Annotated in this window: 15 protein-coding genes and 3 pseudogenes; 13 read left to right on the top strand and 5 right to left on the bottom strand. The window is 57.3% G+C overall.

Annotation, left to right across the window (positions count from 1 at the left end; translation table 11 throughout):
• Positions 1–105: 105 nt before the first annotated feature.
• Positions 106–1,941: a potassium transporter Kup gene (locus RGR602_RS34440; protein WP_223844168.1), complete on the bottom strand. Its 1,836-nt coding sequence runs from the start codon at positions 1,939–1,941 to the stop codon at positions 106–108.
• A 512-nt stretch (positions 1,942–2,453) separates the two neighbouring features.
• Here RGR602_RS34440 and arfA point away from each other — a divergent pair.
• The 10 genes and pseudogenes from arfA to RGR602_RS34395 all read left to right on the top strand — a co-directional run bounded on the left by arfA (position 2,454) and on the right by RGR602_RS34395 (position 12,869).
• Entirely contained in the window at positions 2,454–3,974 is a 1,521-nt protein-coding gene (arfA, locus tag RGR602_RS34435) for an arabinosylfuranosidase ArfA (protein WP_040116344.1), read from the top strand.
• A gap of 61 nt (positions 3,975–4,035) precedes the next feature.
• Positions 4,036–5,121, top strand: a complete 1,086-nt coding sequence (locus tag RGR602_RS34430) for an ABC transporter ATP-binding protein (protein WP_040116343.1) — start codon at positions 4,036–4,038, stop codon at positions 5,119–5,121.
• Between the two features lie 141 nt (positions 5,122–5,262).
• Positions 5,263–6,531 (top strand): ABC transporter substrate-binding protein, encoded by a 1,269-nt coding sequence (locus RGR602_RS34425; RefSeq protein ID WP_040116342.1) that lies wholly within the window; start codon positions 5,263–5,265, stop codon positions 6,529–6,531.
• Positions 6,532–6,633: 102 nt separating this feature from the next.
• Complete coding sequence (locus tag RGR602_RS34420; RefSeq protein ID WP_052451942.1) at positions 6,634–7,467, top strand: carbohydrate ABC transporter permease; 834 nt, start codon at positions 6,634–6,636, stop codon at positions 7,465–7,467.
• Positions 7,468–7,470: 3 nt separating this feature from the next.
• Positions 7,471–8,295, top strand: a complete 825-nt coding sequence (locus tag RGR602_RS34415; RefSeq protein WP_022712997.1) for a carbohydrate ABC transporter permease — start codon at positions 7,471–7,473, stop codon at positions 8,293–8,295.
• 164 nt (positions 8,296–8,459) lie between these two features.
• Positions 8,460–9,383: an ArsR/SmtB family transcription factor gene (locus RGR602_RS34410; protein WP_040116340.1), complete on the top strand. Its 924-nt coding sequence runs from the start codon at positions 8,460–8,462 to the stop codon at positions 9,381–9,383.
• Positions 9,384–9,462: 79 nt separating this feature from the next.
• Complete coding sequence (locus tag RGR602_RS34405) at positions 9,463–9,741, top strand: hypothetical protein (RefSeq protein WP_133939326.1); 279 nt, start codon at positions 9,463–9,465, stop codon at positions 9,739–9,741.
• Positions 9,741–9,899 (top strand): annotated as a pseudogene (locus RGR602_RS36795) (nucleotidyltransferase); the annotation flags it as partial. The gene RGR602_RS34405 and the pseudogene RGR602_RS36795, both read left to right, overlap by 1 nt.
• Positions 9,900–10,520: 621 nt before the next feature.
• Positions 10,521–12,032: a group II intron reverse transcriptase/maturase gene (ltrA, locus tag RGR602_RS34400; RefSeq protein WP_210263535.1), complete on the top strand. Its 1,512-nt coding sequence runs from the start codon at positions 10,521–10,523 to the stop codon at positions 12,030–12,032.
• 114 nt (positions 12,033–12,146) lie between these two features.
• The gene (locus tag RGR602_RS34395) at positions 12,147–12,869 is read left to right on the top strand and encodes a HEPN domain-containing protein (protein ID WP_052451901.1); all 723 of its coding nucleotides are present in this window, start codon (positions 12,147–12,149) and stop codon (positions 12,867–12,869) included.
• 123 nt (positions 12,870–12,992) lie between these two features.
• On the opposite strand, the gene RGR602_RS34390 is transcribed toward RGR602_RS34395, so the two are convergent.
• Positions 12,993–14,069: a nucleotidyltransferase family protein gene (locus RGR602_RS34390; RefSeq protein WP_040116743.1), complete on the bottom strand. Its 1,077-nt coding sequence runs from the start codon at positions 14,067–14,069 to the stop codon at positions 12,993–12,995.
• Between the two features lie 464 nt (positions 14,070–14,533).
• Here RGR602_RS34390 and RGR602_RS39090 point away from each other — a divergent pair.
• A pseudogene (locus tag RGR602_RS39090) lies at positions 14,534–15,077 on the top strand (ATP-binding protein); the annotation flags it as partial.
• 216 nt (positions 15,078–15,293) lie between these two features.
• Positions 15,294–15,497 carry a hypothetical protein gene (locus RGR602_RS34380; protein ID WP_040116337.1) on the top strand — a complete coding sequence of 68 codons (204 nt, stop codon included), beginning with the start codon at positions 15,294–15,296 and terminating at the stop codon, positions 15,495–15,497.
• A 125-nt stretch (positions 15,498–15,622) separates the two neighbouring features.
• Here the strand turns inward: RGR602_RS34380 and RGR602_RS39085 are convergent.
• Positions 15,623–15,868 (bottom strand): annotated as a pseudogene (locus RGR602_RS39085) (ATP-binding cassette domain-containing protein); the annotation flags it as partial.
• Between the two features lie 115 nt (positions 15,869–15,983).
• On the opposite strand from RGR602_RS39085, the gene RGR602_RS34370 reads away from it, so the two are divergent.
• The gene (locus RGR602_RS34370; RefSeq protein ID WP_040116335.1) at positions 15,984–18,101 is read left to right on the top strand and encodes a carboxy terminal-processing peptidase; all 2,118 of its coding nucleotides are present in this window, start codon (positions 15,984–15,986) and stop codon (positions 18,099–18,101) included.
• A gap of 1,215 nt (positions 18,102–19,316) precedes the next feature.
• On the opposite strand, the gene RGR602_RS34365 is transcribed toward RGR602_RS34370, so the two are convergent.
• Together RGR602_RS34365 and RGR602_RS34360 are read right to left on the bottom strand one after the other, a co-directional pair.
• Entirely contained in the window at positions 19,317–20,651 is a 1,335-nt protein-coding gene (locus RGR602_RS34365) for a class-II fumarase/aspartase family protein (protein WP_040116334.1), read from the bottom strand.
• Between the two features lie 62 nt (positions 20,652–20,713).
• Positions 20,714–21,685: a Bug family tripartite tricarboxylate transporter substrate binding protein gene (locus RGR602_RS34360; RefSeq protein WP_040116333.1), complete on the bottom strand. Its 972-nt coding sequence runs from the start codon at positions 21,683–21,685 to the stop codon at positions 20,714–20,716.
• Positions 21,686–21,733: the final 48 nt, after the last annotated feature.

Genomic DNA, 21,733 nt, shown 5'->3' with positions numbered 1-21,733 from the left:
CCGCCCATTGCGGGATAAAGCCGAAAACAAGTCCGACCATTGCCGCTGACGGCTCTTTGATGTCGACCGGGCGAACTGTCTGACGTTATTCGCCTTTGTAGCCAATCATATCGTCACCTGGATGCCGAGTTCGACGACACGCCCGGTCGGCAGCCGGAAATACTCGGTTGCGTTGCTGGCATTGTGCGCGAGTGCGATGAACACCCGATCCTGCCACAGCGGCATGCCGCCTTTCTCGGACGGCAAGATCGTCCTGCGCGACAGGAAAAAGGTCGTCGACATGATATCGAATTTCAGGCCGAGCTTGCGCGCCAGGATAAGGGCGCGGGGAATGTTGGGGGTCTCCATATAACCAAAGGTGATGACGATGCGGCTGAAAAGGGGATGCAGGCCCTCAAGGAAGATTTTCTCGTCATCGGCAACATAAGGTGACGGGGACGTGAGAACGCTGAGGATGATATTGTGCTCGTGCAGCACCTTGTAGTGCTTCATGCTATGCAAGAGAGCAGTAGGCGCACCTTCGACGTCACTTGTCAGAAACACTGCAGTTCCCGGCACGGTTGATGGCCTTTTTCTTGTCAGATTGTCAATGATCATCGTGAGGGGGACCTCGTCTGCCCTCGTTCTAATTGTCAGCAAGCGACGCCCGGAAATCCAGGTTTGCATCAAGAACGCGGCGGTGAGGGCCACGGCGACGGGAACCCAGCCGCCTTGTCCGAACTTTGCGACGTTGGCGACGAAGAAGCTGGTGTCGATCAAGATCAGCGGAGCGATTACCATTAATGCAAGTGTCCGTCGCCATCTCCAGACGCGTCGCGCGACGACGAAAAGCAAAATAGCGGTAATGAGCATCTCACCGGTGACGGCGATGCCGTAGGCGGCGGACAGACCGCTGGAATTTCGAAATGTGATCACCAATGCGATGACGGCGACGAACAACAAGGCATTGATCTGGGGCATGTAGATCTGTCCGGCCTGAGTTTCCGAGGTATGGCGGATGCTGAAGCGCGGCAGAAGATTGAGATGCATCGCTTGGCGAATAAGGGAATATGCCCCCGATATGACCGCTTGGCTGGCAATGACGGTTGCAGCGGTGGCGAGAACGACCACAGGAAACTGCGCCCATTCGGGCTGCATTGCAAAAAAAGGATGTTCGATGTCCTCAGGATGGCTGAGGACATATGCGCCCTGACCGAAATAGTTCAAAAGCAGGCTTGGAAACACCAGCGCGAACCAGGCAAAGACGATCGGCTTGCGCCCGAAATGCCCAAGATCCACATAGAGCGCCTCTGCGCCGGTTACCGCCAGGAACACTGCACCCAGAACCGGCACCGAAATTCCAGCATGCGTGCCGAGAAATTGTATGGCGTGAAGTGGATTGATGGCCGAGAGGATCAAGGGCTGTTGGAGGATGTGCGCAAGGCCGGAGACGCCAAGGGTCAAAAACCATAATGCGGTGACGGGACCGAATACCGATGCGACACCGCCGGTCCCGAACCGTTGAACGAGAAACAGTACCGTTATGATGGCAACCGTGGTCGGGACGACCCAATGCGAAAGCTGTGGGGCGACCACCTCGAGGCCCTCGACGGCCGATAATACCGATATCGCAGGCGTTATTATTGCATCGCCCAGAAACAGCGACGCGCCGACAATGCCAAGCACAAGGACCCAAACCGGCCTGCCTTCAAGGCTCTCTCGAGCGAGCGACATCAGTGAAAGTGTGCCGCCTTCTCCTTTGTTGTCGGCTTTCAAGACGAAGCCGACGTATTTGATGGCGACGATGGCGGTCAATGCCCAGACGATCAGGGAAAGCAAACCGAGAATTTGCTTGCCATCGACCATTCCTGACACCTGACCGGAGACCGTCAGGGCTTCGCGGAATGCATAAATCGGGCTTGTGCCGATATCGCCGTAGACGACGCCGAGGGCTCCGAGCACGAGGAGGGGAAAATTCGCCGGTCGGTGATCGTTTCCGGCTTGGGGTCCGTTCCCGGGTGGCTTCGTCGAGGTCACGGTTATTTCCTGGTTGACGATCGCTGTTCCATAGCCGCCGACACGCCGCCGTCCCGCCGCCAAAGAAGTCCTCGAAGAGGAAACGACGCGAACGTGAAAAGAGATCCTTCCCTCGGATTGTCCTGGTGACGGTTCACCCGATCTGGCGCTCATAATCGCAGCTTCTGCGGTCAATGTCACGCCAGGGCAGCGATCCTCCAAGTGGATCAAGGCCGGTCGATGACGACCGAATGCGAAGCTCAAATGCGCAGGTGGCCAGGATAAAGCAAGGCACAACACATACTGGAATCAGCGTTAAGGATCACGCCAAATACCTGCGCCCATCGCACACGACCGCCATATGAAACTGATTTTTTGATATAAAACAAAATACTTGAAATAAAAAATTTCCGAGTCTAGCTTGCGGAAAAATCAAATTCAATGAACGAGGAAGATTCATGCGGGCAAAAGCCACCCTCAACCGGGAATTCACGATTTCGACCGTCGACAAGCGGGTCTACGGCTCCTTCCTTGAGCACATGGGCCGCGCCGTTTACACCGGGATCTACGAACCGGGCCATGCGAAGGCGGACAAGGACGGCTTTCGAACCGATGTTCTTGATATGGTGCGCGATCTCGACATGCCGATCGTGCGTTATCCGGGTGGCAATTTCGTCTCGGCCTATCATTGGGAAGACGGTATCGGCCCGCGGGACCAGCGTCCCACCCGGCTTGATCTTGCGTGGCGAACACGTGAAACGAACCAAGTGGGCATCAACGAATTCGCCGACTGGTCGAAGCTTGCCAACACCGAGATGATGCTTGCCATGAACCTCGGCTCGCGCGGCCTGAACGATGCCCGCAACTTCCTCGAATATTGCAATCATCCGGGCGGAACCTACTGGAGCGACCTGCGCGCCAAGCACGGTTACAAGAACCCGCACAATGTCCGTATCTGGTGCCTCGGAAACGAGATGGACGGTCCCTGGCAGGTCGGCCACAAGAGTGCTGCCGAGTACGGCCACCTCGCCAACGAAGTCAGCAAGGCCTTCAAATATTTCGACAAGACCCTGGAGACGGTTGTCTGCGGCTCGTCCAACGACAAGATGAAGAGTTATCCCGAATGGGAGGCGACGGTTCTCGATGCGAGCTATGACAGCGTCGACTACATTTCGCTGCACAAGTACTTCGGCAACGAAGAAAACGACACGCTGAACTATTATGCCAAGGCGATCGAGCTCGATCGCTACATCGTCACCATCGGCGGCGTCATCGACTACATCAAGGCGAAGAAGCGGTCGAAGCGCGACGTGAAGATCTGCTTCGACGAATGGAACGTCTGGTATCACGACCGCAAGGAAGACGGTGAGCGTATCGCGAGCTGGGATTGGCCGGAAGCGCCGCCGCTCCTCGAAGAACTCTATAATCTCGAGGATGCGATTTTCGTCGCTTCGCTGATCAATGTCTTCATCCGCCGCTCCGACCGGGTCAAGATCGCCTGCATGGCGCAGCTCGTCAATGTGATTGCGCCGATCCTCACCAAGGCCGGCGGTCCGGCATGGCGCCAGTCGATTTATTATCCGCTGCAATTTGCCTCGAAATACGGTCGCGGCACCGCGCTGACGGTGTCGTCATCCGGCCCGACTTACGACTGCGAGGTCGCGCAGGACGTGCCCTATCTCGATCTGTCGGCGGTGCTGCACGACGATGGCAAGACCATAGCGCTCTTTGCGATCAACCGCAGCCTCGACGAGGCGATGGACCTCAGCGTCGACCTGCAAGGCTTTAAGGGTCTCAAGATCGTGCAGCATCACGTCATGACGGGCGAGGATCTGAAAGCCAGGAACGCGGTCGAGAACCAGGAGCGCATCGTCCCAAGGCCGGGCACAGGTCTTTCCATCACCGACGAGGGTGCGCTCATCGGGGCCCTGCCGGCAAAATCCTATCATTTCATTCTGCTGTCTGTCGCTTCGGCGTGAACTGATTGCCATCGGGGCGGCGCAGGAGCCGCTCCGATGAAAACGACAATCGGGAGGATGCATGTCTGGTATCAAGCTGACGAATGTCAGCAAGTCGTTCGGCTCGTTCAAGGTCATTCATGGCGTCGATATCGAGATCGAACAGAGCGAGTTCGCGGTTTTTGTCGGTCCCTCGGGCTGCGGAAAGTCGACGTTGCTCAGAATGATTGCAGGGCTGGAGGAGACGAGCGGCGGACAAATCCGCATCGAAAACGACGACGTGACGCACAGGGAAGCCTCCAAGCGCGGCGTGGCGATGGTCTTCCAGTCCTATGCGCTTTATCCGCATCTGTCCGTTTTCGAAAACATGGCGTTCAGCCTGTCGATCGCTCGTCGGCCGAAAGCGGAGATCCGGCAGAAGGTCAAGGCGGCGGCGGACATTCTGCGTCTCGGTGACTATCTGGATCACAAGCCAAGCCAGCTTTCCGGCGGCCAGCGCCAGCGCGTGGCGATCGGCCGGGCGATCGTGCGCGAGCCGCGCGTCTTCCTTTTTGATGAGCCGCTGTCCAATCTTGACGCCGAATTGCGCGTAAAGATGCGCATGGAGATCGCCCGCCTGCACCGGCAAATCGGCGCGACCATGGTCTATGTCACGCATGACCAGGTCGAGGCGATGACGCTTGCCGACAAGATCGTCGTGCTGAAAGGAGGCGTCGTCCAGCAGGTCGGCGCGCCGCTTGAGCTCTATCGCGATCCGCAAAACATGTTCGTCGCAGGCTTCATCGGCTCGCCGGGTATGAACTTTCTGAAGGCAAAAGTCGTAAACGCGGGGCAAGGCTTTTTGCGGGTCGAGCTTGAAGACGCGCCCGGCCAGCCGTTCGATCTGCCGACGCGTACGGGTGTTGCTGCCGGCACCTGCGTTTATGTCGGCGTCCGTCCGGAGCATATCGGGCTCGGGGCGGGCGAAGGCACTGTGACGCTTGCGGCCGTGGCCGAGTTCACCGAGGAGCTCGGCGGCACCGGCTATCTGCACATACTGACTGCGAGTGGCGCGGAAATGACGGTCGAGTGCCGAGACAGCCGCCCGCAGCCCAAGGAAAAGATCAGCCTCTCTTTGAGGGTGCCCGAAATGCTGGCCTTCGACAGCGAAGGCAGGAGGCTCAGCTGATAGCCGCAATTCGGGTGCCTGAGCCCGGATTTCGGAAGTGAATGCAAGATGAGGATGCGGGCCTTGGAGGAGGTCTGCGGCCAAGACCGTTCCGTACCGCGGGATGGTCACAACCCATGAATTTATCGAGGAGGACCCGACATGAAAAGACTATTGAAACTGGCCGTTTCGGCGGCAATCGCATTGCTGCCTTCGGCAGCGGCATTCGCACAGACGGATATTACCTGGTGGGATTTCTTAAGCGGAGGTGACGGTATCCGCATGAAGGCGCTCATCAAGGAGTTCAACGATACCCACCCGGACATCAAGATCAACGCGACGACGCTTGAATGGGGCGTTCCCTTCTATACCAAGGTGCAGACGTCGGCAGCCGTCGGCCAGCAGCCCGACATCATGACCTATCATATGTCGCGTTATCCGCTCGCCGTCCCGACCGGCATCCTGCGGCCCTTCTCGGAGGAAGAGCTCGCTTCGGCCGGTATCAAGAAGGAAAACTACGTCGATGCTGCCTGGAAGCAGGCGACGTTTGACAACAAGGTCTATGGCATTCCCTTCGACGTTCATTCGATCGTCCTTTACTACAACAAGACCATTTTGAAAGAGGCCGGGCTGCTGGGCGACGACGGTCTGCCCAAGGGTCTCGAAGGGCTCGACAATTTCAATGCCGCGCTCGAGAAGATCAAGGCAACCGGCAAGGTCGAGTATCCGTTGTCGCTGCATACCGACGAAGGCGGTTCGATGTGGCGCGTCTTTTATACCCTGCTTTCACAGCAGGGCGCGAAGTTCATCGACGCAGACGAGATCCTGCCCGGCGATGCCGGCGTCAAGGCGCTGCAGACCATGGCGCACTGGGTCTCCACCGGCTATTCGCCGAAACTGATTTCCTATGAAGCCTCGATTGCGCTTTTCACCTCCGGCAAGGCCGCCATGCATATCAACGGCGTCTGGGAGGTGCCGACCATGGTCGACCTGCAGAAGAACGGCAATCTCGGTTTCGAATGGGGTGCCATCGAAATCCCGAACCTCATGGGTACGCAGGCGACCTGGGCGGACTCGCACTCCTTCGCGATCCCGAACAGCGATTCCAGGCCGATCGCTCCGGAGAAGGTGAAGATCGTACTCGAGATCATCAACTGGATGAACGAGCACAGCATCTCCTGGGCGAGCGCGGGTCACATTCCGGCCTATAAGCCCGTGACCGACAGCAAGGAATTCAAGGAAATGCAGCCGAATGCAACCTATGCGAAGCTCGCAGACACGGCTGTCTTCGATCCGGTCTCCAAACTCGCAGGCGTCGCAGGCCCGATCTACGAAGCGACGCAGAACTTCGTGGTTCCGGCATTGAACGGGCAGCTCGAACCGGAAGACGCGATCGAGCAGATGCGCGAAGAACTGCAGAGCCAGATGTGAGAATTCGCCGGCCGGAGCGACCCTCCGGCCGGCGTTTGCGCTTGAAGGAGATGCTTAGTGTTCAGCAGCGAAAGACGAGGCAAGACGCTGACGGCGATCATCATGATCGCCCCGTTTCTGACCGCCTATCTGGTCGTGTTTGCCTACCCGGTCTACAAGATGTTTGCCTTGAGCTTCACCGACGCGCCACTGATCGGCGTGGGGCAGTGGGTTGGCTTCGGCAACTATGTGAAGCTTTTCGGCCAGAAGCTCTTCTATACGTCCGTATGGAACACCGGCTATTTCGTCTTGTTGACCGTCATTCCGAATACGCTGATCGGCCTTGGTCTGGCGCTGATGGTCGTGCGGCTGAAGGGCTGGCTGCAGAGCCTGATACTCGTGCTTTTCTTCATTCCCTATATCCTGCCGGTTTCTGTCGTGACCCAGATATGGCAATGGGTGCTCGACCAGCAGTTCGGCATCGCGCAGTACATCATCGAATTCTTCACCGGCAAGCGCATCAGTGTTTTCCGAGATCCCGTCTGGGCCATGCCGATGGTGGCCCTCGTCACGGTCTGGTGGACGAACGGCTTCAACCTTTTGCTTTTCATCGCCGGCCTGCGCAATATTCCGCAGGATTATTATGAGGCTGCGATGCTCGACGGTGCGACGCGCCTCCAGTGCTTCCGCCGCATCACCTGGCCGCTGATCTGGCCGGTCACGGCGCTCGTTCTCACGCTCCAGCTCATCCTGCAGCTGAAGATCTTCGACCAGGTCTATCTGATGACCGAAGGCGGACCGTTCAATTCGACCTACGTGCTGCTGCAGCTCGTTTATCGCGAGGCCTTCCGCCTCAATCATGGTGGTGTCGGCTCGGCGGTCGCCGTGATGCTCTTCCTGATCATCGTCGTCGTTTCGGTGCTGCAATACCAGCTTCTGCGCGTAAGGGGGCGCTGACACATGCCCGGCAAGACCATCGGCAACGCGCTTCTTCTCGTCCTGACCCTGTGCATCGCCTGCATGTGGGCATTCCCGATCTATTGGGCGATCGTTACATCGATCAAACCGGAGCAGGAGGTGGTATCGAAAACGACCTTCATTCCGGACGTCTTCAACTTTTCGGCCTATTACTTTGCGCTTTTCAATACCAATCTCGCCACTTGGTACATGAATTCGATCGTGACGTCGGTCACGGTCACGATCGTCGTGATCGTGATCAGCGTGATGTGCGCCTACGCGTTGTCGCAGATCGTCTTTCCGGGCCGCAAACTGCTCTACGGCATCATCCTCGCGAGCTTCATGGTGCCGTCGCAGGCTCTTGTGGTATCGCAGTTCGTGCTCATGCACCGGCTGGGCCTGATCAACACCTGGGGTGGCATCATCCTGCCGCAACTGATCGTTCCGGTGGTCGTCATAGTCTACAAGCAGTTCTTCGATTCCGTTCCAAAGGAACTGCGCGAAGCGGCAAAGCTCGACGGCTGCGGGGAATTCCAGATCCTCTTCAAGCTTTATCTGCCGCTGAACTGGGGAATTACCACGGCACTTGCGATCATTACCTACATCATGGCCTGGAACGCCTTCTTGTGGCCCTTCCTTGTCACGAGCTCGGAAGACATGATGACCGTTACCGTCGGCATTACCCAGATCAGCGATGCCTTCGGCGTCAAATATGCCCGTGACATGGCCGTCGCGATCCTCGCCGCCATGCCCGTCGCAGTTGCCTATCTGCTTTTCCAGAAGCGCGTCACACAGGCGCTGATGCTCTCTTCGGGCATCAAGGGGTAGACGAGTGAAGAACACCTTTCGGGCCGAGGTGAGAAGGCCCAGCCGGTCCGCGGCAGCTCTCCCGAGACGCGGGCCGGCACCTATAGAAAAGGCGGCGACACCGGCAACCCTGCATGGTATCAGCGAAGTACAGCCGAGAAAGACTGGAGAACCAGTAGTAGAGCATGGAGACTAAGCTTCTAACCGTCGATCCGATGAAGGATGCCGAAGTCGTACAGGCCCTCGGTTCACCGACGCGTATCGAAATCCTCAACCTGCTGCGCCAGAAAGGTCCGTTGAATGTGAACGACATCGCCGGTCACATGGGCTTGCCGCAATCGACGGCGGCGACCAACTTGAAGGCGCTGGAACAGGCAGGGCTGATACAGACGCAGACGATGAAGGCGACGAAGGGTAATCAGAAGGTCTGCTCCTGCATCTACGACGAAATTCTGATCCGTTTTGACGCCAGTGGCACAAAGTCTGCGGAAGACGTCGTAACCGTCAGCATGCCGATCGGACTTTTCACGGAGTTCGAAGTGGAGGCGCCCTGTGGCCTGTGCTCCGTCAACAATGTCATCGGCATGCTGGACGTGCAGGAAGTCTTCCTCGACCCGCAGCGCATGCAGGCCGCACTTTTATGGTTCACCCGCGGCTATGTGGAGTACAAATTTCCGAACAATGCCAAGGTCACGGGCCGAAAGATCCGCAAGGTGGATTTTTCGGCGGAGCTCAGCTCCGAGACGCCGGCGACCAATGCCAACTGGCCATCCGACATTTCGATCTGGGTGAATGGCATCAAGGCCGGCCACTGGACGTCACCGGGCGATTTCGGCGACCGGCGCGGCATGTACTCGCCGGCTTGGTGGAAGCTTAGCGGCTCGCAATACGGCAAGCTCAAGACCTGGACGATCGATGACAAGGGAACCTGGATCGATGGTGCGATGGTCTCGACACAGACGATTGCCTCGCTCGGCATTGCCGATCATCATTCCATTCGCTTTCGTATCGGCATTGACGAGAAGGCGGACAATCCGGGCGGCATGAATATTTTTGGCAAGGGCTTCGGTGATTTCGACCAGGACCTGGTGATGTCGATCTATTTTTGAGCAAACCACGGAAAAGGAAGAAGCTCGCCTCCTGTCATGTCGGCGAGCCCCATGAATGTCATCGACTTGGTCGAGTTCGGTGACAGCAGACAAACGCCGCTTTCGGCAAAAAGTTCCCCGCCTTGAGCGCGCGATCGATGCCGGCGTGAAGAAGAATGGGCAAGGCGTTGAGACCGGTATCGAGCAGATGTGTATCTGGGGACGTCGGAGAAGAACGGCGATATCGTACATCTACACCTCAAGCGACTGGAATAATCGCGAACCGGCCAGGTTCATGCCGTTTCCCTTCAGAAATTGCGGTGGCGCGCAGGTCAGTGGATGCGCTAAGAAAATGATTCAACGGGAGTTTTACCCTTGATGAAGTCGAGCCTCGATCATCTGCCGGAAAAGAAGCAGCGCGAACTGGCGCGTGTTGTCGAGATCATTCATGAGGAATTCGAGAACGCGTTGAAGGGAGGGGAGGCGGAATTCAAGAAGAAGGGCCGCATCTGGAAGATCATCCTCTTCGGCTCTTACGGTGCGCCGTGAAGGCGCGGGAGGTTATCATGCAATAAAGGCAACCTCCCAAACTAACTGGTTCTTGACCGGTGACTGGAATGTCACCCCTCTACAGAGAGTAGTAGACGGAAGGGGATCGAAAAGCTCGGCCGGGTGTCGCCGGCGGAGTGTCATCAGCAGATCGATCTTAAATGAAACGGATACGGCCCATCAGCCGTAGGCCGGGCTACCGCAGTGTCTATGGTGAGGCAACGAAGTGAGTGCTGGAAGCCTCTGTATTTACCGAACCACGCCCTTACATCGTGATGGCGAGAGGGCCAAGCAATCTGAAGCGGCGGGGCTTGTAATTCTTCGCTGCTGGATGCGCCGAGGGCGCACCCGAGGAAGGGGCACTCTCCATAACCTTTCCTCCCGCATTGTCAGGGGTAGAGCTCACCACCTACCGACACAAAGGTTAGGAACCGGAACACGGGAACTCGGATCGCCCGCCCAGCAGGAACTGGGCTAGCCGCGACGGCCGGAGAAGGACGAACCCGAGGGCGGAGCTTCCGTAGTAGTCGGAGTGCGGGAAAGCCGCGCACAGGGCGAAGGGAAGCAGGAAGACGATAGACTTGCACGACGGAGGAAGGATCTGTGGACATGGATCGCCGGGCGGATCTCGCCTGGATACTCGGCGTTCAGCGCAAACTCTATCAGTGGAGTAAGGCACATCCCGACGAAGGATGGCGCGATATGTGGGGTTGGCTAACCGATCCGCGCACGCTGCGCCACGCCTGGCGACGCGTCGCCTCGAACAAAGGTGGACGAACAGCTGGCATCGACGGGTTAACTGTGGGTCGCATCCGGAAAAGGGGCGAAGATCGCTTTCTCAAAGAGTTGCAAGCCGAACTGCGCTCCGGCGCATACCGGCCCAGCCCGGCGAGACGCAAACTCATCCCAAAGCCCGGAAAACCGGGGCAATTCCGGCCCTTGGGCATCCCCACGGTCAAGGATCGCGTCGTGCAAGGCGCCATCAAAATACTTCTGGAGCCAATCTTCGAGGCGCAATTCTGGCGGGTCTCCTACGGGTTCCGGCCCGGACGAAGCACGCACGGCGCCTTGGAGAATATCCGGGCGACTATCCAGCCGCGCAAGCGCGACGGCGATGGTCACCGGACCCGGCTGCCGTATCCATGGATCATTGAGGGGGACATCAAGGGCTGCTTCGATAACATCAACCATCACCTTCTGATGAACCGGGTTCGCTTACGCGTGGCCGACCGTCGGGTGGTCAGGCTGATCGGACAGTTCCTGAAAGTCGGCGTCATGGCGGAGGACCAGTTCATCCGCACCGAAGCCGGCACTCCTCAAGGCGGGATCATCTCACCCCTGCTGGCCAATATCGCGCTCAGCGCGATTGAGGAACGCTACGAACGGTGGGTCGAGCACCGCAGCAAGATCCGAGCACACCGGCAAGGTGATGGAGTGGCAGCGGCGCGGGGTGCGCGGCAGCGAGATGACAGAGCTGGGCTCTGCATCTGCTATCCGGTACGCTACGCCGACGACTTCGTGGTGATGGTGTCGGGTACGGAGGACGATGCCAAGGCGGAAAAATCCGCACTGGCCGAACACCTCCGCCTGACCACGGGCCTCGAATTGTCGCCGGAAAAGACAAGGGTTACGGCTGTGACGGAGGGATTCGAATTCCTTGGCTTCCACGTCACGATGCGATGGGACAAACGCTACGGCTACGGCCCCCGCGTTGAAATACCCAAAGCCAAGGCCGCCGATCTGCGTCGAAAAGCCAAACTGTGCACCACACGAAGAACAGCGCGCAGTCTTGGCGAAACACTCCAGGAAATCAATCCCATCCTGCGCGGATGGGCGAACTACTACCGTTACTGCGCCCGAGCCGGGCGCGTCTTTACCGATCTCGATTGGTATGTCGGCAAAAGGCTCTGGCTCTGGTTGCGGCGGAAACGCCCAAAGACGCACGGACGCAACATCTTGCGGGATCATCGTCTCCGCAGTCTGCGGCGTCCGACACGGCGGCTCTGGCGCGAAGGCCACGTCGAACAACATCTGCTCGCGTGGACCTCGGTCTGCCGGTACCGCTACGATTGGATGGACTCGCCTGACTTTGCCATGTCTTCTGGAGAGCTGGATGCATAACGAAAGATGCACGTCCGGTTCGGCGAAAGGCGACTAGAAACCGACTGCCGAGAGGCAGCACGGCGCTAGTCGCCTATTCTACCCCGCGGCACCTGGGTTGATGAACCCCATACGATGAAAGGATACCGTTCGGACTACGATATCCTTATCATCGTCAGCACGAAGAAATCGACCCATCCCGAATATTGGTATGCTGCCAAGCACCGGTTGATGCGCGACCGGGGCATAAAGACTCTCGTCAATCCGATCATCCATTCACGGCGCGAGGTTGGCGACGCCCTACATCAGGGGCAGCATTTCTTCTCGGATATTCGGCGAGATGGCATCGTTCTTTATGAAGTCGACCAAGAGCCGCTTCCTGTGGCGAAGATTTTGGCTCCAAGCGCTGCTCATGAGGCCGCCGCTCGACATTTCTCCGAAAAATTTTCAATGGCGAAGAATATGGCGAGGCTAGCGGACACAGCCTACAGGGATCGTATGCTGAACGAGGGCGCGTTTTTGCTTCATCAGGCAATAGAGCAGTCTTATTCTTGTCATTTGCTTGTCATGACGAATTACAGTCCCGCATCTCACAATCTAACGTTCTTGCGAGGTCTCGCCGAGGAGCAAACGCTGCAATTAGCAGAAGTCTGGCCGCGGGACCGCGCCCGCTACGAGGCTTGGTTCAACGTCATCAATGAAGCCTACGTTAAGGCCCGATATTCAAGCCACTACAGCATCACGGGAGAGGCGTTTGAGTGGCTGCTAGAACGCACTCGATCACTTCAGAAGGCTATAGAGGACCTGTGCCAAGGACGAATTGATCAGCTCAAAATTTTAGCGCTGAAAGCCCAGTGACGAAGGGCTAGCACGCAAGCGGACGCCAAATCAATCAACCATCGATAAGCGATAGTGATCGTTCGCCGCGTCCGCGATGTTCGAACCCGGGATATTCGCTTTGGCACGATCATCATCGCTCGATCACCTTTTCAGCAGACTTTCCACCACCTCGGGGCCGAGAACCTTTTCGAGGGCTTTCACCCCGTTCTTGGGCAGTCTCGATAGGCCGCTGACGATCCCCTCTTTCCACGCATCCCCTCGCTCCCATGCTTCTTCCCAAGCATCGGCCAGCTCGTCGCCATGGCGCGTCTCCACGAGGGCCTCGAAGAGCAAGGCGGCCTGCGACAGGTCCTTGTCCGCCTTCACACGTCCTAGCGTGTCCGTGAGCCTTCTGGACGACACGATCAGCTTGTGGACGGCATACCTCTCGGGAGCCGGGACGAGGACGTTCACGCCTTCGCGGAAGAGAAGCACCGTGCGAACGGGCTCGTAGATCAGGTAATCGAGGAAACGCAGGTTTTCCGCCGACGCGCCGCCGAGGGCAGGCATGGGAGACGGCTTGCCCGTGTATTCGTCCGATCCCCGGTTTCCCGTCAGGAACTCCACCCGGTAGCCCTTCGCATTCTGGAAGGCGACCACTTTGGCTTTGTCCGCCTGGTGCGGAACCGCTCGGAATTCTGGATCGACTGATTGAAGGATTTCGAGGATCGGCGGCAGGCTGTCTTGGACCCCAGCCGAGACCGCGAAATCCTGCGCGAAATCCGCGTCGCCTGTTTGCATTACAGCCGAGGGCAGCCGAACGCCGAGCATCCCCGCATAGGTGCTGAATGCCACCGACTCGATCAGGACGGCCCGCAGCCGGAACAATCCGGCGTCGGCGAGGGCCTTCGTGACGTCGCCCGCAACGGGATCGGGACCGGGGAGGCCAGCACGTCGCAGCGTGCTAACCATGCGCCTCCGCTCCCGGATGTTGTCCTTGATCTCCTTGTGGGCCTTCACCCGCTGCGTGATCGCCTCGTCGGAGTGTGGGCCGACATAGCTTCGCTTGTCCTTGCTCTCGGGGGTAGGGAGATCGAAATACCAGTAGTCGCGATCTTTGACGGTCACGGTCACGAACCATCCCTCCAAGGGGAAGTCCGCCGCGAATTGCGGATCGAGCGTCCGCTGCGTTAGCTCCGCGAACATCGTCCGGTAACTGATGTCGATCTCTCTAAACATTGACGTTTCCTTCTCGAGTGCGGCGGCCCTCTCGCCGGCAAGTTCGGTCATCAGCTCTTCGAAGCGCCGTTACCTTCTGCGAATGACATCGTCTTCGCTCATCTCACACACCGCCGTTATAAGTGTCTGCCAAGACCTTATAACTATGCTCGCTGTGTCAACGTTATAAGTCTCTGCCAAAAACTTATAACGGGTGGCTGCTACGAAAAATCCCGGAAAACCGGGGTTAAAGATGGTTGTCGTGTTCAATTAGTCCGATGGCTGATCGGCCCGCTCGTCGGCGTAGTCCAATGTCATCGGCAGCACAGCGTCGTTTGCCCGGAACCTTTCGATCAAGCGCCAGCTATTAGTGTCTGCCAAAACCTTATAACGGGGTGCGGGGAAGCTTGCGCGCGTAGCCGAAACCATCCATCGTGTCGCAATTGATGACCACACCGACGCTATCGCGATGGTCTGCTCTATTAGACGAGGCGGTGGAAGAGAAATGGCGTGAGGCCGCCGAGGCTTATTCTGCCGCGAAGGCGCGTGTCGGGGCGTTCGAGAAGGAAGTAGCTGTCCTGCAGCGGTTGACTGTAGCATTAGAGACTGCCCGGTCCGAAGCCCGCGAACTCTGTCTCAAGCCCGACATGGCAGAGCGGGGCCGCTTCTCAGACTGCTCTTCGACGACGTTTCCATCACCTTCGATGACAAGACGCTTCTGCCGCAGACTATCTTGCGCAACGGACAGGAGGAGGACGTCGATCGTCTGAGCGGTGGTATGCGTGAGCAGCTCTCTGTGGAGACACGGCTCGCCTTTGCGAGGCTTCTTGCGCGCGACGGACGACCGGCGCCGGTCATCCTTGACGACGCGCTCGTCTATTCGGATGACGATCGCATTGAGAAGATGTTTGGCGCACTCCATCGACAGTTGAGAGACCAGCAGATCATTGTTTTTCCTGTCGCCAACGGGCTTTCCAGAAGCTCGGGAGAAACATACTCCACATGTCAGAGTGGCAGCCGAGGCTTTGATCAGCAGCTCTGATTTATGGAATGAAATCAATGCTTCGTGGGCGAAGCGTTGTGTTACGCACTTCATGCAATTTTCTTATTAGCACTTTCTGGCCTCGGAGCACTTCTGGTTCGAGTCCTTTCAAGGCGAGGAGTTCGCCTCTCACCCTGCCTTTATAGTAGCCGCTTTACTCCTGGACACATAGACTGTCGCAGCGCCTCCGAAGACAGAAAATCATGATCGCAGCTTACATTGACGAATTCATCATGTTTTGCGCCGGCCTGTGGATGACAGCCGTTGGCTTTGAGTATCTGCCGCTATCAAAGAACCCGCGCAACAGATTGCCCGTAGTTCGCCACTTCAAGTGGATGGGTCCCCTGCTACTCGCGATCGCCATCATTCTGGCCGCCGCTGAACCAATGGCAGTCGACGCTTACTGACACAGACTCTGAATCACCGGCCATTACAAATAGCGACTGCGGGACATCAAGGGGCTGACGCTATAGTGCGTACGAAACTGAAGCGTCAGGTATTCGGCGCTTCCAACTCCGGTCACGCTCGCGATGTCGCCAGGTGCGAGGCGCGGTTGCGGGATAAGCGCGCGGACGATGGCGACGCGCTGAAGCTGGCCGCCGGACAATTCGTGGGGAAATTGGCCTTTCACTTCTTCAAGGGTCAAGCCGACCTGCATCAGGGCGGCATCCGCCATCCACTCCGCCTGCCGCCGGTCTGGACGATTTCCCGGCGCCGACAGATTGCGGGGCCGTCTCGAAGATAACGCTTCATTTTCTTCCGCCTGATCATGCCGGATACTTTTTCTGCGGCTTTGCAGACGATGCCGTTTGCCACCTGGTTACCAAAAAACCATAATTGCCTCACCTAGATCATACGTCGACAACAGGCATAAAGAATTGGATCAACGCTGAATGCGCATACCCAACGTTTTTCTCGGTGCATTTCTTGCAATCGTACAGTCCGCATATGCTGAAGTCGCACCACCGCCTCTTTTGAAGCCGCTGACGCGACAGGCGCAAGCCGCCCAGTTAAGTGCGCAATTTCTTACGCGGTATAGCTACAGGCCCATTCCACTCGACGACACCTTGTCGGCCAGGGTCATGGATCGGTTCATCAAGTCACTTGATCCCGACCGTATGCTCTTCCTGCAAGCGGACATCGACAGGTTCATGTCTGACCGCAGCGCGTTAGACAATGCGATAGAACGGAAGGACTTGAAGATCCCATTTGCCATCTTCAACGCCTATGAACAGCGCGTTGTTGATCGCATGAACTACGCGCGCAACTTGCTTAAGCAGGACTTCGACTTCGGCGCACAGGAAAACTATTCCGTGCTGCGCGAAAAAGAGCCTTGGCCACAGTCGGAAGCGGAGAGCAATGAGCTTTGGCGCAAGCGCGTCAAAAGCGACTGGTTGCGGCTGAAGCTGGGCGGCAAACCCGACGCGGTTATTCGCGAAACGCTCGATAAACGTTATGAAAACACGCTCGAGCGCGCTTATAAGTTTAAAAGCGACGATGTTTTCCAGTCGTTCATGGACGCCTATTCAACGTCGATTGATCCACACACGGACTATTTCGGCGCGGCCGCTTCAGCCGACTTCAATGTCTCGATGAAGCTTTCGCTGTTTGGTATCGGTGCTGTGCTGCAGGAACGCGACGACTACACGACGATCCGTGAGCTCGTGCCTGGCGGGCCGGCGCAGCTGTCCGGCAGCCTCTCGGTCGGAGACCGCATTACCGGCGTTGGTCAAGGCAAGGATGGGGCGATCAAAGAAGTGGTGGGCACGCGCCTTGATGAAGTCGTGCAGATGATACGCGGGAAAAAAGGCTCCGTCGTGCGGTTGGACATCCTGCCGGCAGACGCTGGAGCAGATGGCACGCATCGCATTATCAGCCTGGTGCGCGATAAAATCAGTCTCGATAAGCAGGCTGCCAGGAAGGCTGTGCTGTCCGTGAAGGCGGGCGACGCCACGCGCAAAATCGGGATCATTACTTTGCCGGTATTCTATGAGGATTTTGAAGCCAAGCGCAAAGGAGACAAGGATTACAAAAGCGCAAGCCGCGACGTCGCCAAGCTTCTCGACGAACTGAAGCAGGAAAAGGTCGACAGTGTTCTCATTGACCTGCGCAACAATGGCGGCGGTTCATTGGACGAGGCGATTGATTTGACCGGTCTCTTCATCGGCAATGACCCGGTTGTTCAGCAACGCAGCAGCAACGGCAAGATCGAAGTCAAAAGCGCTGAGTTTGCAGCGCCTGTCTGGACAGGTCCGATGGGTGTCCTGATCAATCGCGGCTCGGCGTCGGCTTCGGAGATTTTTGCCGCGGCCATCCAAGACTACGGTCGAGGCGTGATCGTCGGCGAACCCAGTTTCGGGAAGGGCACCGTTCAAACCGTCATTGATCTTGACCAGACGGTTCGCAACAGCAAACCTGAATTCGGGGAGCTGAAAGTGACGATTGCCCAGTTTTTCCGGGTCAACGGCGAGACTACGCAGCTGCGCGGCGTGAAGCCTGATATCAGCTTGCCGGGCCTTTCCGATCCGACGAGCTTCGGCGAGACCAGTTATGACAATGCGCTGCCGTGGGCGCAGATCAAGCCCGCGAACTACGCTCCCGATGACACGGTCAAGACTTTGCTGCCGACATTGCAAAGCCGCCATGATGCGCGGGTTAAGGGTGATCCGGACTTCCAACGTCTGCTGCAAGACATTGCCGACCTCAAGGCGCAGCGCGAGAAAGGGGTTGTTTCCCTGAATGAAGCGGAACGTCGCAACGAAGCGACTGCTCGAAAAAATCGGTTCAAGGCTCGAGCGCAGGCAAGCGATGGCGAGGATCCTGGTGGAGATGATGGTCTGGAGGCAGATGAGCGTAGCCTGAGCGCTGCTATTGCCATCGAGAATGCCCGCAAGAAGGCAAAAGACGTCCTGCTGGACGAGGCCGTCGCCATTCTTGCAGACGAGACGGATTTGCAGGAACACGTCGTAGAGGCAGCCACAAAGCAATCGGGAGACGCGAACGGAAAATAAGTCGCACCGACCGGGGCAGCGGTATGGGAAGCTTCGCAATCGTATCTTCCGCAGCGGCATGATAGCAGAGGAAGTGCAGCGCGCGACGCCATGGCCTAATCTAATGCGCCGAAAAAGCAGGCAGGAATGCGTAACGACGATATCTTTACGACAGTTGTCATCATCCCATTTTGTCGGAATCGCCGTTGATCAGGCGTAAAGGCTGAAATAAATTAAATAAAAACAATGCGATGAGGACTGTCGTCGGGTTTGAATAATATCACCGTTATGTCGGAAACCCGCGTGAAGATCACACGCGCGAAATCGCCTTATCTCCCGCTTCGCGGGCGAAAGCCTTGAGATCAGTATCACCCAAATCGATCTGCAAAGAGATAAGACAGCATACTACCAATTATACAGTGATGCACCTCTTGGAACGCCGAGAGCAACAAACTTCCTCACATCAAGGAAGGCGCCAGATAGAATCAAATTTGACCGGCCGATCAGTGTCAGATTGCATTCTTATTCGCCGCTGCGATGAATCAAAATTCGTTCGGGTTCAGTCTCGCCCACAGATCAATTCCCGCGAGCCGCCTCAGGTAGCCTTCTAACGCTATTAGCGGTGGCCCAGCGACGCTGAGGACAGCGGTCCCCTCCCACGAAGTTTGTCGGATTAGGGTCGTCAATTTCCGAAGCGTGCTGTCTTATTTCTTTCCAGCCAGAGAATATCAAGTGAACCGTCGGAATAGTGAAGCGGTTGTGCATTTGCACAGCAACCTGGCCTGACTCCCACCTGATTCTGCTGCCGCGCTTCACCTTTATCGACAGGGCAGGGAAACTACCGTCGATCGGTGTTTTTACGTGAGCGGCACACACGAGCTCACGGCTTGGCGGTTGTATTGTTCACCGCGAATCCGAATGTCGTCGCGGGCAGCCTCCACAGCACAGGATTTTACGGCCGAAGCCGTACACCAGCTGATTGTCCTGCGGCCTTTCTAACAAAGATGGTTGGAAGGTTTCGCCGCTGGCGTGCCACCATAGCCGCAAGCAGAGAATGCCGGCCGTTTCGTCGCCATTCTTTCACACGTTTTGCAAGCATTATTTATTGACAGTTGCATCTTTAAGGCCCTGTTTTCAGTAGGTCGGAAGTTCGATTCCTTTCAAGGCGAGGAAGCTAACCCGGCATCGTCCTCCATGCCAGCTGCGGTTTGGGCTTATAGCTGCTTCGCGTCCCCTTCATAAGTCTTCGTTTATGCCGGCGAGCCGATCTACAAGTGTACCGGATTCCCCTGTGTAACCGCTCACATTCAACGTCACCATATCGTGCCCGGCCATCCGGGGATGTTCGGCAATGGCCTGTGTGAATGCCACGCCCTCCATGACTGAACGCTGTGCGGCTTCGTACAGAAGATGATGTGCGTGGTGACGGCCAATACGATCCGAGAGCTGCATCATGGCTGCTTCGGACACAATCAGGCCATTTGTGATCCCGGCGTTCTTGCTCATTGCCTCGACATGCACGTCCAGGCCATCGATCAGTCTGTCGAGTGTCGCTGCGATCGAAGCGCCGAGGATCCCGACTTCGGGGATTGCGACGTCGCTGACGTTCGAGGCTGAAGAGTCACCTTCGTCCATCCGCACCATCGAGCCGACTACAAGGGGAAGGCGAGCCGACGTCATGCGGCAAAGGCTGATCAGCATTAGGGCTGTGGAGGGATTGCGTTTCTGCGCCATCGTCGAGCTACCCACCTTGCCCATATGGAAGGCTTCCTCGATCTCGCCAATCTCAGTCCGCTGCATAAACACAATATCCTGCGCGATCTTTTCAGCCGTTCCAGCGAAAAGGGCCAAGGCACAGACATAATCGCTGACGCGGTCGTAAGAGGATCGCATCGGCAAAATCGCGGGTTCCAGGTCAAGGATTGCGGCCATTTCCGCCTCCACGGCCGGTCCTTTTTCCCCCATCGCGGCAAACGTGCCAATGGCGCCGCCCAAGCTTGCGACGAAGGAGGACTTCAGTCGGTCCTGTAGACGCTGGCGATCGCGGCGGACTTCTTCCAGCCAGCCGGCTACTTTGAAGCCGAAGGTCATCGGTAGAGCGTGCTGACCGTGGGTACGGCCGGCTTGCAAGGTGTCGCGATGTTTGGTCGCCATTTTCGACAGCGCGCTCTCAATCCGGACGAGACTGCTATCGATCAGGGCGTGCGTCGCCTTCATTTGCAGGGATGCGGTGGTGTCGAAGATGTTCTGCGTCGTCGCACCCCAGTGGATGTATCCAGCAGCAGGCTCACCAGTGAATTCTTCCAACTGGCGCAGAACCGGAACAAACGGATGCTGGGCATGGGAAATTTCACAGCTCAGACGTTCGGTATCGAAGCGCTCGTGACGGCAAGCTTCTTTGATGACAGGCGCCACGTCGGCTGGAATAACGCCCAGTCGCGCTTGCGCCTCTGCTAAAGCAGCTTCAACGTCCAACCAGGTTTGGAGGGTCTGGATATCACTCCAAATTTCCTTCGCTTCAAAGCTGAACCAGTAGCGCGTGATGAAGGAGTCGAACATTCCCACGGTCATGATATATCCGTCTTCTGACGATGATGAAGTGGCGCTCTGAGCGCGTCGGAGCGCCGTTGCTTTCACTCTATCGAGATCGCCGAATCCTTGACGATTTGACGATAGATCTCAGCTTCCTTTTCGATGAACCCGGTGAATTCACCCATCGGCATCGGCGCCGCTACGAAACCACCGTCGGCCAATCGTTTTTTGACGTCTGCATGTCCAAGGGAAGCGACGATAGCGTCGCTAATTTCCTTGGCGGCAGCAGTGTCGGTACCGGCCTTGACGAAAATGCCCTGCCAGAGAGGGAGGGCGAGCCCGTTAAATCCTTCGATTTCCGTCAGGGCCGGGACGTCGGGAAGCGCGGCTGAGCGCGCCGCGCTGGTTACGGCGAGAACGCGGACTTTTCCTTCCTTCACGAACGGAAGTGCAGTCGATGTCGTAAAGACGGCCGAATTCAAAAGCCCCGCCAGAATGTCGTTCGAAACCTGAGCGCCGCCTCGATATGGTGCGTGGAGCAGCTTTACGCCTGCACGATGGCTGATCATCTCGCCCACGAAGTGCTGGGCAGTGCCGATTCCGGGTGTGCCATAGGTGATGGATTCAGGGCTTTCCTTTGCCGCGGCGACCAGATCCCCCAAGGTTTTATATGGGGAGTCGGCGGGCACGGCGATCGACATGGACGTCAAAGCGGTACGGCCAACAGGCAGCGTCGCTTCTTTCCAGTCAATGCCGACCGACTTGTTGAGCATCGGTACCGCGACAGTGTCATGGCCACCGTAATAGAGCGTCGAGCCATCTGCCTTGCTATTGACCAGTTTTTGCAACGCGATCATTCCGCTGCCACCGGTGGCATTTTCGACAATCACGGATCGTCCGAGTTTCTTGGAAAGTTCCGACGCCACCACGCGGGCAGCATAATCGGCACTTCCGCCAGCGGAGTAGCCTACGAGCAAGGTCATCGGACCCGAGCCCTGGGCCACTACATGCAGCGGCATGGCGGTAAGCGCGGCCACGGTGGCCATGGCAGTTAGAAAGCGACGTCGGAACATATAAGCCTCCCTTGGCAATTAGCAATACAATTTGTATTGCTCTTCATT

Origin of the sequence: Rhizobium gallicum bv. gallicum R602sp, assembly GCF_000816845.1 — a bacterium.
Lineage (GTDB): Bacteria > Pseudomonadota > Alphaproteobacteria > Rhizobiales > Rhizobiaceae > Rhizobium > Rhizobium gallicum.
Note: the sequence above shows the minus strand (reverse complement) of the source record. Positions and strands in the feature narration are given on the sequence as shown.